The sequence below is a fragment of the Peribacillus faecalis genome, assembly GCF_014712675.1.
GTDB lineage: Bacteria > Bacillota > Bacilli > Bacillales > DSM-1321 > Bacillus_AD > Bacillus_AD faecalis.
In genome coordinates, this window is record NZ_JACXSI010000066.1 from 102,162 (window position 1) to 116,411 (window position 14,250).

General features: G+C 37.7%; 13 protein-coding genes. 10 read left to right on the top strand and 3 right to left on the bottom strand.

Features of this window, described 5'->3' with window-relative positions; all coding sequences use genetic code 11:
- Nucleotides 1-81: 81 nt before the first annotated feature.
- The gene (locus IEO70_RS18595) at nt 82-438 is read right to left on the bottom strand and encodes a DUF3899 domain-containing protein (protein ID WP_190999869.1); all 357 of its coding nucleotides are present in this window, start codon (nt 436-438) and stop codon (nt 82-84) included.
- Between the two features lie 382 nt (nt 439-820).
- Between IEO70_RS18595 and IEO70_RS18600 the strand changes: the two genes are divergently transcribed.
- From IEO70_RS18600 to IEO70_RS18620, 5 genes are all read left to right on the top strand, one after another.
- Nucleotides 821-2,500 (top strand): peptide ABC transporter substrate-binding protein, encoded by a 1,680-nt coding sequence (locus tag IEO70_RS18600; protein ID WP_190999870.1) that lies wholly within the window; start codon nt 821-823, stop codon nt 2,498-2,500.
- 126 nt (nt 2,501-2,626) lie between these two features.
- Nucleotides 2,627-3,556, top strand: coding sequence for an oligopeptide ABC transporter permease (gene opp3b / locus IEO70_RS18605; protein ID WP_190999871.1), 930 nt, complete (start codon nt 2,627-2,629; stop codon nt 3,554-3,556).
- Entirely contained in the window at nt 3,556-4,581 is a 1,026-nt protein-coding gene (gene opp3C / locus IEO70_RS18610; RefSeq protein ID WP_190999872.1) for an oligopeptide ABC transporter permease, read from the top strand. Before opp3b ends, opp3C begins: the two co-directional genes overlap by 1 nt.
- A 15-nt stretch (nt 4,582-4,596) precedes the next feature.
- Nucleotides 4,597-5,640, top strand: a complete 1,044-nt coding sequence (locus IEO70_RS18615) for an ABC transporter ATP-binding protein (RefSeq protein WP_190999873.1) — start codon at nt 4,597-4,599, stop codon at nt 5,638-5,640.
- Nucleotide 5,641: 1 nt separating this feature from the next.
- Nucleotides 5,642-6,589 carry an ABC transporter ATP-binding protein gene (locus tag IEO70_RS18620; RefSeq protein WP_190999874.1) on the top strand — a complete coding sequence of 316 codons (948 nt, stop codon included), beginning with the start codon at nt 5,642-5,644 and terminating at the stop codon, nt 6,587-6,589.
- Nucleotides 6,590-6,636: 47 nt separating this feature from the next.
- On the opposite strand, the gene IEO70_RS18625 is transcribed toward IEO70_RS18620, so the two are convergent.
- The gene (locus IEO70_RS18625; protein ID WP_190999875.1) at nt 6,637-6,822 is read right to left on the bottom strand and encodes a hypothetical protein; all 186 of its coding nucleotides are present in this window, start codon (nt 6,820-6,822) and stop codon (nt 6,637-6,639) included.
- Between the two features lie 525 nt (nt 6,823-7,347).
- Between IEO70_RS18625 and spxA the strand changes: the two genes are divergently transcribed.
- The 5 genes from spxA to pepF all read left to right on the top strand — a co-directional run bounded on the left by spxA (nt 7,348) and on the right by pepF (nt 14,066).
- Entirely contained in the window at nt 7,348-7,743 is a 396-nt protein-coding gene (gene spxA, locus IEO70_RS18630; RefSeq protein WP_190999876.1) for a transcriptional regulator SpxA, read from the top strand.
- A 592-nt stretch (nt 7,744-8,335) separates the two neighbouring features.
- Nucleotides 8,336-9,016 (top strand): adaptor protein MecA, encoded by a 681-nt coding sequence (mecA, locus tag IEO70_RS18635; RefSeq protein WP_190999877.1) that lies wholly within the window; start codon nt 8,336-8,338, stop codon nt 9,014-9,016.
- A 283-nt stretch (nt 9,017-9,299) separates the two neighbouring features.
- On the top strand, nt 9,300-10,811 hold the full coding sequence (gene cls / locus IEO70_RS18640) for a cardiolipin synthase (protein WP_190999878.1): 1,512 nt from the start codon (nt 9,300-9,302) through the stop codon (nt 10,809-10,811).
- A gap of 123 nt (nt 10,812-10,934) precedes the next feature.
- Nucleotides 10,935-12,134: a competence protein CoiA gene (locus tag IEO70_RS18645; protein WP_190999879.1), complete on the top strand. Its 1,200-nt coding sequence runs from the start codon at nt 10,935-10,937 to the stop codon at nt 12,132-12,134.
- A 114-nt stretch (nt 12,135-12,248) separates the two neighbouring features.
- The gene (pepF, locus tag IEO70_RS18650; protein WP_190999880.1) at nt 12,249-14,066 is read left to right on the top strand and encodes an oligoendopeptidase F; all 1,818 of its coding nucleotides are present in this window, start codon (nt 12,249-12,251) and stop codon (nt 14,064-14,066) included.
- Between the two features lie 115 nt (nt 14,067-14,181).
- On the opposite strand, the gene IEO70_RS20485 is transcribed toward pepF, so the two are convergent.
- A partial coding sequence (locus IEO70_RS20485) for an IS3 family transposase (protein WP_407948906.1) occupies nt 14,182-14,250 on the bottom strand: 69 nt, incomplete at its 5' end.

The following is a 14,250-nucleotide window of genomic DNA, read 5'->3' on the forward strand; positions in this document are numbered from 1 at the left end:
TTCACTATTTAATCAACCATTCTTCAAAGCTGTGAAAGATTATTTATTGATTTTTGTATTCGTTTTGTTCCATTGGCGTAATCAATAGTAGATAACAAGGCCGATGCACATAATGAAGACGAGAATTATCCCGCTTTTTAAAAGCAGAGAATGGGGAATAGCAACAATCTCCGACAATGGAGTGATTTCTTCTTCTTCTTCTCTATTATTACGGCGCAACAATTTTCGGAAGCTATAGGAGATTCCGTCAAAAAAGCCGCTGTTGACAATAAACAGCAAGATTCCAATCGAAATGTAAGCATAGCAAAAATAGAAGGAAATATTGATGAAGTGCAGCAATGATATTTCCTTGTAAAAAAGAAGGGAGAGAATGATTGTCAACAGTAGTGTGGCTGTTGTTAGTGAAAATATCTTATTCCTTTTAAATTGCTCCAGCATGTAACTTTGCTCCTTCATATAGTTATGTTCAGTTTTCGTATTTACAATAGTATAGCAAAAAAATAAGAAGATAGGAGTGAATTTACCCTTGGTAGTCACAATAAACATTATTTTTATATAAAATTTTGTAATCTAAAGAATTTTTATGCATTATTGGAACATAGTTTGAATTGTGGAGATAAAACTTAGATAATATAATAATTTTAAAATTTATATGCAATTATAGCTATTTTGACGCTTTAATCTATATATTCGTTATATTTAGAGTTTTCTGAAATTATTATTTCCAAAAATTTTTATTAAAAGCTAATTTACAAATAGTCAAATAATTGTATAATAAATTCTGTAGCGATATAAAATTACATAAAAGGAGTGTACGAATTTGAAAAAGTCAAAATTTTCTTTGCTTTTAGCGACATCTCTTGCTACTAGCGTTTTTTTAGCGGCTTGTGGCAGTGATTCTAGCGATGATTCCTCAAGTAAATCTGGTTCTTCCAGTGCAACTCAAGAGCTTCGCGTATTAGAATCAGCTGAAATTCCTTCAATGGATAGCGTTATGGCAGAAGATACAGTTTCATTCACTATGTTAAATAACGTTAACGAAGGTTTATATCGACAAGATCAAGACAATAATTTAGTTGCGGGTGTAGCGGACGGCGAGCCGGAAGTTAACGAAAACGGAACTGAATTTACAGTAAAAATTAAAGAGGGCTTAAAATGGTCAAATGGCACTGAATTAACTGCTAATGACTTTGTATATGCTTGGCAACGCGCAATTGATCCTGAAAATGCATCACCATACGGTGCATACATGATGAACGGCAAAATTGTAGGTGCAACTGAAATCACTGATGCAGCTGCAGCAGGACAAGCATATGATGTGACTACTTTAGGTATCACTGCTAAAGATGATCATACTTTAGTAATCCAAACAGAAATTCCAATGACAAATGAGTTCTTTAAAGGTCTTATGGCATTCGGAACATTCTATCCTCAAAACGAAGCGTTCGTTGAAGAACAAGGCGATAAATACGCTACTTCAGCTGACACTGTTCTTTACAACGGTCCATTCGTAATGTCTGACTGGTCTGGTAGCACAGATTCTGAGTGGATTATGGAGAAAAATGAAGACTATTGGAACGCTGAAGAAGTAAGTTTAGAAAAAGTTACTTTCAACGTTTCTAAAGATCCACAAGCTGCAGTAAACGCATTTGAAGCTGGTGAAGTAGATGTAACTGGTAAACTATCATCTGATATCGTTCCTCAATATGAAGGCGACGAGCGTATGGTAAGCTGGTTAGATCCAAGTATCTTCTGGTTGAAATTTAACGAAGATAATGAAATTTTAGCAAATGAAAATATTCGTCGCGCATTAGCAATGTCTTTCAACAAAGAAGACTTAGTAACTGATATTTTAGCTAACGGTTCTGTTGAAGCAAACTATGTAGTTCCTAAAGATTTCGTTAAAGATGAAGACGGAAAAGACTTCCGTGAAGCAAATGGCGATCTATTAACTTATGACTTAGATGCTGCTAAAGAATATTGGGCTAAAGGTCTTGAAGAGCTTGGCTTAAAAGAAGTGACTCTATCTATCTTAGGTGGAGACACGGAATCTGCTAAGAAAATTGACCAATATGTTCAGCATCAATGGGAAACAAATCTTGAAGGTTTAAAAGTCGAATTAGAAAGCGTACCTTTCTCTATTCGTCTTGATCGTCAAACTAGCCAAGATTTTGACATCCTTGATTCTGGATGGGGTCCTGACTACTTAGATCCGATGACATTCTCTGATCTTTGGGTAACTGGCGGTTCAAACAACAATATGAGCTACTCTAACGCAGAATACGACGCGCTTATTGAAAAAGCTCAACAAACAGCTGATTTAGCTGAAAAATGGTCATTACTTGCAGATGCTGAAAAAATCGTCTTAGAAGAGGATGCAGCTCTTGCTCCAATGTATCAACGTGCATCTAACGTATTGGTTGCTGAAAACGTAGAAGGATTTACTTATCACTTAGTTGGTGCTGAGTACAGCTATCAATATATTACAATTACAGAATAATCTTTTAATGGTAGATACATTTTGATGTAATGTCTTTAAAAGAGAGTATATAACTATATATACTCTCTTTTTACCTATTAGAAATTTGTCGAATATTGTCTAAATAAAATATAGGAGGTGCGAAAAATGGGTAAGTATATTTTGAAACGAATTTTTTATATGCTACTGACATTGTGGTTAATTGCTTCGTTTACATTCTTCCTCATGAAAATTATTCCCGGTACTCCATTTAAAAGTGCTGAAAAGCTGTCAGAAACACAGCTTCAAATTATGTTAGATAAATATAATTTGAATGACCCTGTACCTGTTCAATATGCAAAATATATTGGAAATCTGCTGCAAGGTGATTTAGGTACATCATTCCAATACAATAATACGCCAGTAACAGATATCATTGGTGATTTAATCGGTCCTTCCGCTCAGCTCGGATTCCAGGCGATGGTATTAGGAACTATTTTAGGTATTGCGCTAGGTTTAATTTCTGCATTGAAACAAAATACATGGATCGACCATGGAGCAACCTTTATTGCAATTCTTGGTAAATCAATCCCAAGTTTCGTATTTGCTGGTCTACTTCAATATTGGATCGGTGTTAAATTAGGCTGGTTGCCTGTTGCGTTCTGGAGAGGTTGGGAGTATTCCATTCTACCGACCATTGCGCTTTCGATCTTCCCGATTTCGATTGCAGCACGCTTCATGAGAACGGAAATGATTGAAGTGTTAAGCTCTGATTATATTACATTAGCAAAAGCAAAGGGCGCTTCAGGTTTTGAAGTAGCTGTTAAACATGCAATGAGAAATGCATTGATTCCGGTTGTTACTGTATTAGGGCCTTTAATGGTTTCTTTAATGACAGGTTCACTAGTTATCGAGAAAATTTTCTCTGTACCTGGAATCGGAAGTCAGTTTGTTACATCGATACAAACGAATGACTACCCAGTTATTATGGGAACAACGATTTTATTTGCGGTACTATTTGTAATCGTTATTTTAATCGTGGATATTCTATACGGATTAATTGATCCGAGAATACGTGTGGCAGGAGGTAAGAAATAATGGCGAACTATCAATCAATACCTAAAGAAAAATTTCAACCTGCCGTTATTGACGCTTCCAAAAGTGAAGAAATCAGCAAACCGAGCTTGAACTTTTGGCAAGATTCATGGCTGCGTGTTCGAAAAAATAAAGCGGCTATCGTATCACTTGTTATTTTAGGAATAATCATTTTTATGGCGATTTTCGGTCCGATGATGAGCGGCAGAGATGGGGCTGCTCAAAATGTTAAGCATTCCAATCTACCAGCCAAAATCCAAGCTTTAGAAAACATTAGCTGGTTGCCGTTTGACGGTACAATGACGAATAAAGCTGGCGTTGAAGTTGATATGTATGAGAAAAAAGGCGTAGATGAGTACTACTGGTTTGGTACTGATTCTTTAGGACGTGATATTTTCACACGTTTATGGGAAGGTACTCGAATTTCGTTATATATTGCCTTAGCAGCAGCGGTTATTGATATGGTAATCGGGGTTGCTTATGGTGCGATTTCCGGTTATTTCGGCGGCCGACTTGATAATGTTATGCAACGTATAACCGAGATTTTAATGGGGATTCCAAACCTTGTAATTGTTGTATTGCTGATTCTTGTATTAGATCCTGGGATTATGTCGATTATCATAGCGCTTTCGATAACAGGATGGGTAAGTATGGCTCGTGTTGTACGTGCTCAAGTTATGAAAATGAAAGAGCAGGAATATGTATTGGCGGCTCGTACACTTGGAAGTTCTCACGGAAAGATCATTTTCAAGCATCTTATTCCGAACTTAGCAGGTGTCATAATCATTAATACAATGTTTACGATTCCGAGTGCAATTTTCTTCGAAGCATTCCTAAGCTTCATCGGTCTTGGATTACAAGCTCCTGCCGCATCATTAGGTACGTTAATTGATGAAGGTTTTAAATCGTTATTGACATATCCGCATATGCTGATGTTCCCGGCGATCGCAATCAGTGTGATTATGATTTGCTTCAACATGGTTGCGGACGGTCTTCGTGATGCTCTAGATCCAAAAATGCGTGATTAAGGTAGGTGAGTTTCTATGGAAAAAGTATTAGAAGTAAAAGATTTAAATATATCATTTCACACATTTGGCGGTGAAGTGCAAGCGATTCGCGGAGTCAGCTTCGATCTTTTTAAAGGAGAAACACTTGCGATTGTTGGAGAATCAGGTTCAGGAAAATCGGTAACGACAAAGTCGATTATGAGACTTCTTCCTCCTGGTAATTCAGAAATCAAGAGCGGTGAAATCCTTTTTGGAGATAAAGATATTGCCAAATTAAGTGAACGCGAGATGCAAAAGGTGCGTGGGAAAGAAATTTCGATGATTTTCCAAGATCCGATGACTTCATTGAACCCGACAATGAAAATTGGCAAACAAATTATGGAGCCAATTCTTAAGCACCATAAAATCAGTAAAACAGATGCGAAAGCAAGAGCTTTAGAACTGTTGGAACTTGTAGGAATTCCGAATCCGGAACAACGCTTTGAACAGTATCCGCATCAATTCTCAGGTGGTATGAGACAACGTGTTGTTATTGCGATTGCCTTGGCATGCGATCCGAAAATTCTGATTGCCGATGAGCCGACAACAGCATTGGATGTTACAATTCAATCACAAATTCTTGAATTGATGAAAGACCTTCAATCCAAGATCAATACAAGCATTATCTTTATCACGCATGATTTAGGTGTTGTTGCCAATGTTGCTGACCGTGTAGCAGTTATGTATGGCGGGAAAATTGTTGAGGTCGGTACGGTAGACGAAATTTTCTATAATCCTCAGCATCCTTACACGTGGGGTTTGTTAAGCTCAATGCCGGATTTAGATTCAAGAGGGAAAGAACTGTACGTTATTCCAGGGACTCCTCCAAATTTATTGAATCCGCCTAAAGGAGATGCATTCGCGGCACGTAACCAATATGCGATGCAAATTGACTTAGAAGAGCAGCCGCCGATGTTTAAAGTATCGGATACACATTATGCGGCTACTTGGCTGCTTCATCCGGATGCTCCAAAAGTTACACCACCGGAAGCAGTTGTAAAAAGACAACAGCAATTCCTTTCAATGAAAGGAGGAAAATGATATGTCAAAGAATGAAAAAAGTGTACTATTAGAAGTAAAACATTTAAAGCAATTTTTTAATGAAGGTAAAGAAAATGAAGTAAGAGCGATCAATGACGTATCATTTTCGATTTACGAAGGTGAAACACTTGGTCTTGTAGGTGAATCAGGTTGCGGTAAATCAACAACTGGCCGTACGATTATCCGCCTGTATGAAGCGACTGACGGAGAAGTGCTTTTCCGCGGAGAAAATGTACATGGCAAGAAAACAAAAGCGCAAATGAAGGAATTCAACCGTAAAATTCAAATGATCTTCCAAGATCCATACGCATCATTGAATCCTCGTATGAAGGTCAGTGACTTGATTGCGGAAGGTATCGATATCCATGGTCTTGCAAAGGACAAGGAAGACCGTATGAATCAAGTTTACCGCCTTCTTGAAACAGTAGGCTTGAACAGAGAGCATGCGAACCGTTATCCGCATGAATTCTCGGGCGGTCAACGTCAGCGTATCGGTATCGCTCGTGCACTTGCGGTTCAGCCAGACTTCATTATTGCCGATGAGCCAATTTCCGCATTGGACGTGTCAATTCAGGCACAGGTTGTTAACTTAATGAAGCAGCTGCAAGAGGAAAAAGGGTTAACTTACTTATTTATTGCCCATGATTTATCAATGGTTAAATATATAAGTGATCGAATTGGGGTAATGTATTTTGGTAAGCTTGTAGAGTTGGCTCCGAGTGAGGAGTTATATGAAAATCCGCTGCATCCTTACACACAATCACTGCTATCGGCTATTCCTCAGCCAGATCCGATTACTGAACGTAAACGTCAACGTAAACCGTATGATCCTGCTGTGCATCAATATGCAGAAGGTGAAGAAGTGAAAATGCGTGAAGTGAAGCCTGGACACTTTGTTTATTGCTCTGAGAAGGAATTCAAACAATACCAGGAACAAATGAAGAAATAAAAAATGGTCAGGTGCTCCCTGACCATTTTCTTATACAAAGAGAAAAGCTATTTCTTCTTGCCGCCTACTGACTTCCAACCGATTTGTGTATTTGTTGTTGCATCCGAAAATTTTGTCTTTTGCTTTCCGCCGAAAATACTGGTGCCAATGAAATTTGTTATAACCCCATTTAAGGCAGTGATGATGATGATTAATGACGCGACAATCATAAAATCAAAAATATATTCAGTCATGGCCACAACTCCTAAATAGTTGGTTTTATATAAATGTATTTTAAATAGATAAATTCTTGCTAAGAAGTTTATAGTCCTGCATTTAGAATGAAAAATTACTTAGGAATGTTCAATCCTTAACGCACAATAATGTGAAAATTAAAATATGTTAAAATCATCTGTTTTGAATGCTTGTACAGCGGGTACATTTTAGTAAGGGAAAATAGAAATTGTCTAAATAATATTATATTAGGATATGGATATTTGATGGTAATTGAGAATGAAGACTGTTTATTATCAGTGGAATTATGTCTGAATTGTGACGTAAAAATCATTTGGAATGCTGAAAAACAGCTGTTAGTGATGTAGAATTTAAGGATTTTTCAATATTTTTTAAAAAAGTTGTTCAATTTGTTACAATATAATGTATAATTAACTGTAGATATTACTTAATTAAAGTAATTTCAATGTAGAATGATTTGTGGATGGGGAATAGTTTTCTCAATAATAGATCTAAGATTCTATAAAGAGGAAGTGGTAAATTTAATGGTCACTTTATATACATCACCAAGCTGTACATCTTGCCGAAAAGCAAAAGCATGGCTTGAAGAGCATAATATACCTTATGTTGAACGAAATATCTTTTCGGAATCTCTTTCTATTGAAGAAATAAAAGAGATTTTACGTATGACTGAAGATGGAACGGACGAAATCATTTCAACAAGATCAAAAACATTCCAAAAGCTGAATGTGAATTTGGAAACGTTACCTTTGCAAAGATTGTACCGTCTTATTAAAGAAAATCCTGGTCTTTTAAGAAGACCGATTATTCTTGATGAGAAAAGATTGCAAGTTGGCTACAATGAAGATGAAATCCGTCGTTTCCTACCTAGGAAAGTACGCACATACCATTTGCGCGAGGCACAGAGATTAGTAAATTAATAAACCTGACTCCTTAGCATGATACTGAACTAAGGCTCTTTTTTGGGTGAACATAGGAAGTGTTTTCATAATCGGGTTTTTATGAGGACACTTTTTTTATTTTATAAAAAATCATCAAAACATTCCGTGAATTTAAGGCCAACACAGAAAATTTCATTATAATTATAGTTAACAGAAGGATGACGGTAACATCTTGCACAATAGCAAGATTTTATGTAAAATTATGTTCAATCTTTTGCTGCATCCAGTAAAGAAGGATCGGTGCCGGTTCCTTAAAACAAGACTGCTGTCTAACCTTACACCTGTCATGCTCGGTCCTAAGCCGCGTGTCTCCTTTTTCATTGATGTGAAATCAAGGCGAAAAGACAAAAATGAAAAAGGACCGGTGCCGGTTTTTCTCATTAGGCATTGGTGGGTTTTTATAATTTTACTGCATTTCATTTTCCTTCTTCACACTTTTATCATAAAATGAAGTAAGGAATTCTAGTGGTTATGTATGATGGATATAGGGTAAAATAAGATATAATGCTAAACTCATTTTTTGGGGGTAATTCCCTTCACACTATATTTGCATAGAAGGGAGAGGGGATTAATGGAAATAGAACGTATTAATGAAAATACGGTAAAATTCTATATTTCTTATTTGGATATTGAAGAAAGAGGTTTTGATCGCGATGAAATTTGGTATAACCGCGATCGTAGCGAAGAATTATTCTGGGAAATGATGGATGAAATTCACCATGAAGAAGAATTTGCTATTGAAGGACCCTTATGGATACAAGTCCAAGCATTGGATAAAGGCCTGGAGATTATGGTCACGAAAGCGCAGTTTGCAAAAGACGGGCAACGGCTTGAAATACCGTTGGGTCAAGACGGAATTCAGGAACTGCCGGTAGATGAAAATTTGGAATCTTTTTTAGATGAGCATTTTCAAGGCAAGACTGATGGTTCAGAAGTTGACGCAATCCATTACAATTTAGACATACTTGAATTTACAATTGTGTTTGATGATTTTGAAGATGTTATTTCCTTAAGCAAGCGAAATGGTTTATATGGGTTCCAATCATCCCTATACTATTTCGAGAAGAAGTACTATTTATATGTCGTATTTAATGAAGAAGAAATTGAAGCGGAAGAGAATGTCGATAATGTTCTAAGCTTGCTCTTGGAATACGGCAATGAATCTTCTGTAACTATTCACCGCCTTCAAGAATACGGGAAAGAAATAGTAAAGGAAGATGTCTTTGAAACTGTTCAAACTTATTTTGCATAAAACTTGCGATCGATTTCTGTTAATTTGGAATCGGTCTTTTTTATTTTATTGAGCCGATTTTTCTTAAAAGATAAAGTTTATATTTTTGAACTTAGATAGCTGTCTAACCTTACACCTGCCATGCTCGGTCCTAAGCCATCCCACTCAAGAAACCAAGACCGGGTTTCTTGGGCGGTTTGTCTTAGTCCTGCCGCATGTCTCCTTTTTCATCGAAGTGAGTCTAAGTAGTATATTCACGATGAAAAAGGATCGGTAACGGTTTTTCTATTTGGAGGGGGAAGGGATGAAAAATACGGTTAAGATCATTATGTTTGTTCTTTTATTGGGCGCAGTTGGATATTTTCTCAGAGACGAAATCCAGCAGAATTATATAAGTCTTTATAGTATTTTGATTACGATGTCCGCTATTATTATCGTATTTATTATATTTTTGGAAAATCGCACACCAAGCCAGACGTTGACGTGGCTTGTTGTATTCAGTGCGTTTCCTTTAATCGGCTTTTTCTTTTATTTTCTGTTCGGACGAAATTATTACAGAGAAAAGTTATACCGTAAGAAGTATTTTTTGGACAAGCAAGTCTTTATAGAAATGGATGCTCCGAGAAGTATGAATGAGAAGCTATGGACAGAAATGAAAGGGCATCAGGAAAATCTTTTTCGTTTAGCGTGGCGAATCGGCAATAGTCCGATATCGGCTGAAACAGAAACATCGATACTGACAAACGGGCAAGAGACTTTTTCGCAGTTGCTCAATCAGTTGAAACAAGCAAAGCATCATATTCATATGGAGTATTATATTATTCGAGATGATTCAATCAGCAATGAAATAAAAAGTATTTTAATTGAGCGGGCTAAGTCAGGCGTTAAAGTGCGTTTCCTTATTGATGCGGTCGGCTCAAGGAAGCTTCCGAAAAAGTATTTACGGGAATTGAAAGAGAATGGTGTTGAAGTGGCGATTTTTGGTCCGGTTAATTTGCCGTTCTTAAATAGTAAGTTGAATTTTCGTAATCATCGAAAGATTGTAGTTATCGATAGTCATGTTGGTTTTGTTGGCGGACTGAATATCGGAGATGAGTATTTAGGTCGTGTTGAAAGCTTCGGATTCTGGCGCGATACACACTTGCTCGTGAAAGGAGAGGCTGTACGGACATTGCAGCTGATTTTTTTACAAGATTGGTATTACAGTACGAATAAAAGTTTTTTATCGGACGATTATTTGCGGATACATGAGCAGGCCATTTCTCCATCTGGCGCTGTGCAAATGGTTGCCGGTGGACCTGATAATGAATATAGTGTCATAAAAAACATTTTCTTCAGCATGATTACATCCGCCCGAAAATCGGTTTGGATAGCCTCCCCATATTTCATTCCTGATGATGATATCTTTCAAGCTATTAAGCTCGCGGCATTAAGCGGCGTTGATGTCAGACTGCTCATCCCGCAAAATCCGGACAAGTGGTTTGTATGGTATGCTTCCCGTTCATACTTCCCGGATTTATTGGAGGCAGGGGTAAAAATTTATCAATACGAACGAGGGTTTATGCATAGCAAAGTTGTCATCGTCGATCATGAGCTTGCTTCCATCGGTACAGCTAATATGGATATGAGAAGCTTTCATTTGAATTTTGAAGTCAATGCCTTTCTGTATAAAACGAATAGCATTCAAAAGCTTGTCAGCGATTATCAAGAGGATTTGCAGTATTCGAATCTGTTATCGTTCGAAAGCTTTAATAAGCGTCACTTTGGCAATCGAGTTTTAGAGTCCACCTGTCGCTTGCTGTCGCCGATGCTTTAGCTTAGGCACAGAATTTCCGAATCGGCATTCTAATTTTTTAGATGCCGATTTTTTTGCTGTTAAAAGGAAAATAGAAGAAGTTGTCGAAATGAAAAAGTATTAAATGAAAGGAGGTTAAGACTTGTGTTAATAGCCAAAGATCAAAAGAATTGCTATGTATCATTGTTGACGTTATCCGATGGAGAGCTGCAGCGATACAGGGAAAAAATTTTATTCTGTCCGTGCTGCTCGGCGCGCGTGTTTTTAAAAGCCGGTAAAATTAAAATGCCGCATTTCGCTCATGTGCCCCATACGGTCTGTCATGCCGCATCAGAAGGAGAAACGGAGGAACATCTTTTAGGAAAGAAATTGCTCTATGAATGGCTAGAAAGACAAGGTTATCAACCTGAACTTGAAAAATATTTTCTGCAAATCAAGCAAAGGGCAGATATTTTTGTTCAGCATGACGGCAAGGATTATGCAATTGAATATCAATGCGCTGTTATTTCTCCTGAAGAAATAAAGAAGCGGACAAAGAGTTATATGTATCATGGCATCACGCCGATTTGGATTTTGAGCAACCGGCATTTGAAATGGAAAAAAAGAAACACCTTTATGCTGTCGGTTTTTCAATGGACAGCAAGCTTCGGAACTGATCTTTTACCTAAATTGATTGCCTTTTCCCCGGAAAAATCGCAAGTGACGATTCTTCATCAATTAACTCCTTTTAGCGAAAGAACTGTATCTGCCTATCCTCAAATTGTTTATCTTCACAAACTGTCTTTTTCAGAACTGATCAATGATCAAGCGGTATATCCGTTTCAAAAGTCTTTCTGGCTGCAAAAGAAACAATCGTGGCGAATGTTTGCAAATAACTATGCTACTGTCAATCAGCCTTTTTTTAGAGCCTTGTATACAGCCGGATTTTCACCTGCAACTATTCCGAATGAATGCGGCATACCTGTTCCTTATATGCACATGTATCAATCAAGTGCTGTACTATGGCAGTTTTTGCTGTTTGACTTGGTGCTCCGCGATAAATGTGTAGGGGATTTTGTCAGACTTAGCGAATGGCGTTCAGCGTTGATTCGTTGTCTGAAGGAAGAAAAAATAATTCTTCGACATCATGCTTGCATAAGGACGAATCCTTTTCTGCCGATGGAACAATATATATGTATGCTTGTTAAAATGAATGTTTTAAAGGTGGCAGAAGGAGGGCATATATATGCGAACCCCATTGAAAAATTCAATTCGGCCTCAACGGAAAAGGAAGAGGAGTTTTATGAAGATGTAAAACGGTTTTATGAGGAGCTGATGGAGAGAGCTAAAGAGAAATTAGATTAAAAACATTTTTTTGAAAAGAATGACAGAAAATTGTTTAACGTGAATAGGAATGTTACTATAATCTTAATCTTACATAAGAAAAGGCACAATATGAATAGAGATGGAGGACTGAGCATGTCTGAATTAAAAAAAACAAAAACGTTGCCTGCGCGCAGCGAAATAAAAGTAGAAGATACTTGGAACCTGGAGGATATTTTTGCGACTGATGAGGCATGGGAGCAGGAATATAATGAAGTGAAGGATTTATTAAAGGATGCGGCAGCGTTCCAAGGAACATTAGGTGAGAGCGCTGATCAGCTGTATCGTTTCCTTCAATATCAAGATAATCTTTCGGAGCGCTTCAGCAAAGTTAATGTGTATGCACATATGAAGCATGACCAAGATACATCGAATTCTTTTTATCAAGGCTTAGATGACCGCGCTAAATCATTGTATGCGCAATTGTTAGGAGCACTTTCTTTCGTGACGCCTGAGCTTCTAAGCATTAATGAAGAAACACTGCAATCTTATTTGGATGAGAATGAAGAATTGAAACTTTATCAGCACTATATCAATCAAATCAACTTGCAAAGACCGCATGTGCTTTCTGAGGCGGAAGAAGCGCTATTGGCGAAAGCATCTGAAGTATTCAATGCATCAAGCAATACATTCGGAATGCTGAACAATGCAGACTTGAAATTCCCGTCTATTATCGATGAGTCTGGTGAAGAAGTAGAAGTGACACACGGACGCTACAGCACATTCCTTGAAAGCAAAGACCGTAGAGTGCGCAAAGATGCATTTGAAGCCGTGTACAGCACATACGGACAGTTTTTAAATACATTCTCAAGTACGCTTGCCGGCACTGTGAAGAAACAAAACTTCAATGCTGACGTCCGACATTTTGACTCGGCAAGACAAGCGGCTTTAAGCGATAATAATATTCCTGAGCAAGTATATGACAACTTGGTGCAAACAGTGAATGATAACTTGCACCTGCTGCACCGCTACACAGACTTGCGTAAAAAAGTGTTAGGTGTCGATGAACTGCACATGTATGATATGTATGCGCCGCTTGTCAAAGAAGTTGATATGAAAGTAACGTATGAAGAAGCGAAGGACTACTTGCTGAAAGGTCTCGCTCCACTTGGAGAAGATTATATTCGCATTTTAAAAGAAGGCTTTGAAAACCGCTGGGTGGACGTTCATGAGAATAAAGGGAAGCGGAGCGGCGCTTATTCATCAGGGACATATGGCACAAATCCGTATATTTTGATGAACTGGCAAGACAATGTTAATAACTTATATACGCTTGGTCATGAGTTCGGCCATTCATTGCACTCGTATTACACAACGCATACGCAACCGCATATTTATGGCGACTACTCGATTTTCGTGGCAGAGGTTGCTTCGACATGTAATGAGAATTTGCTGACAGACTACTTGCTGAATACATTGACAGATGACAAGGAGCGCCTGTACATTTTGAACCACTATTTAGAAGGCTTCCGCGGTACTGTGTTCCGTCAAACGATGTTCGCTGAATTTGAGCAGCTGATTCATACAAAAGCAAAAGAAGGCGTCGCATTAACTGCCGATTATTTAACAGAGGAATATTTTAAATTAAATCAAAAATACTTCGGTCAAAATGTATTTATTGATGAAGAAATCGGCAGAGAGTGGGCAAGAATCCCGCATTTCTACTACAATTTCTATGTGTATCAATATGCGACAGGTTTCAGTGCGGCATCTGCATTAAGCAAAGCAATACTTGAAGAAGGCCAACCAGCAGTTGACCGTTACATTGAATTCTTGAAATCCGGAAGCTCCGACTATCCGATTGAAGTGCTGAAAAAAGCCGGTGTAGACATGACGAAAGCTCAGCCGATTGAAGAAGCACTGAAAGTATTTGAAGAAAAGTTAAACGAAATGGAAAGATTGCTGTCTAAATAAGAAAAATCGTCCAGAGTATGGCCGGTAAAGGTTAGACAATAATATTTATAGAAAAAAAGGTCAGCCTTATTTGTGAAATGTACCCTTTGTAAAGGACATTTATAAAAAAGGACGCTTAGGCTGCTTGATTAAGATGATCTCTGTATTGTACAGGGGTCATCTTATTTAATTTCCATTGATATCT

Excerpts from the sequence above, each read along its gene's own strand:
- IEO70_RS18615 (WP_190999873.1), top strand. The coding sequence starts at position 4,597 with ATGGAAAAAGTATTAGAAGTAAAAGATTTAAATATATCATTTCACACA.
- opp3b (WP_190999871.1), top strand. The coding sequence starts at position 2,627 with ATGGGTAAGTATATTTTGAAACGAATTTTTTATATGCTACTGACATTG.
- mecA (WP_190999877.1), top strand. The coding sequence starts at position 8,336 with ATGGAAATAGAACGTATTAATGAAAATACGGTAAAATTCTATATTTCT.
- IEO70_RS18620 (WP_190999874.1), top strand. The coding sequence starts at position 5,642 with ATGTCAAAGAATGAAAAAAGTGTACTATTAGAAGTAAAACATTTAAAG.
- spxA (WP_190999876.1), top strand. The coding sequence starts at position 7,348 with ATGGTCACTTTATATACATCACCAAGCTGTACATCTTGCCGAAAAGCA.
- IEO70_RS18625 (WP_190999875.1), bottom strand. The coding sequence starts at position 6,822 with ATGACTGAATATATTTTTGATTTTATGATTGTCGCGTCATTAATCATC.
- cls (WP_190999878.1), top strand. The coding sequence starts at position 9,300 with ATGAAAAATACGGTTAAGATCATTATGTTTGTTCTTTTATTGGGCGCA.
- opp3C (WP_190999872.1), top strand. The coding sequence starts at position 3,556 with ATGGCGAACTATCAATCAATACCTAAAGAAAAATTTCAACCTGCCGTT.
- pepF (WP_190999880.1), top strand. The coding sequence starts at position 12,249 with ATGTCTGAATTAAAAAAAACAAAAACGTTGCCTGCGCGCAGCGAAATA.
- IEO70_RS18595 (WP_190999869.1), bottom strand. The coding sequence starts at position 438 with ATGCTGGAGCAATTTAAAAGGAATAAGATATTTTCACTAACAACAGCC.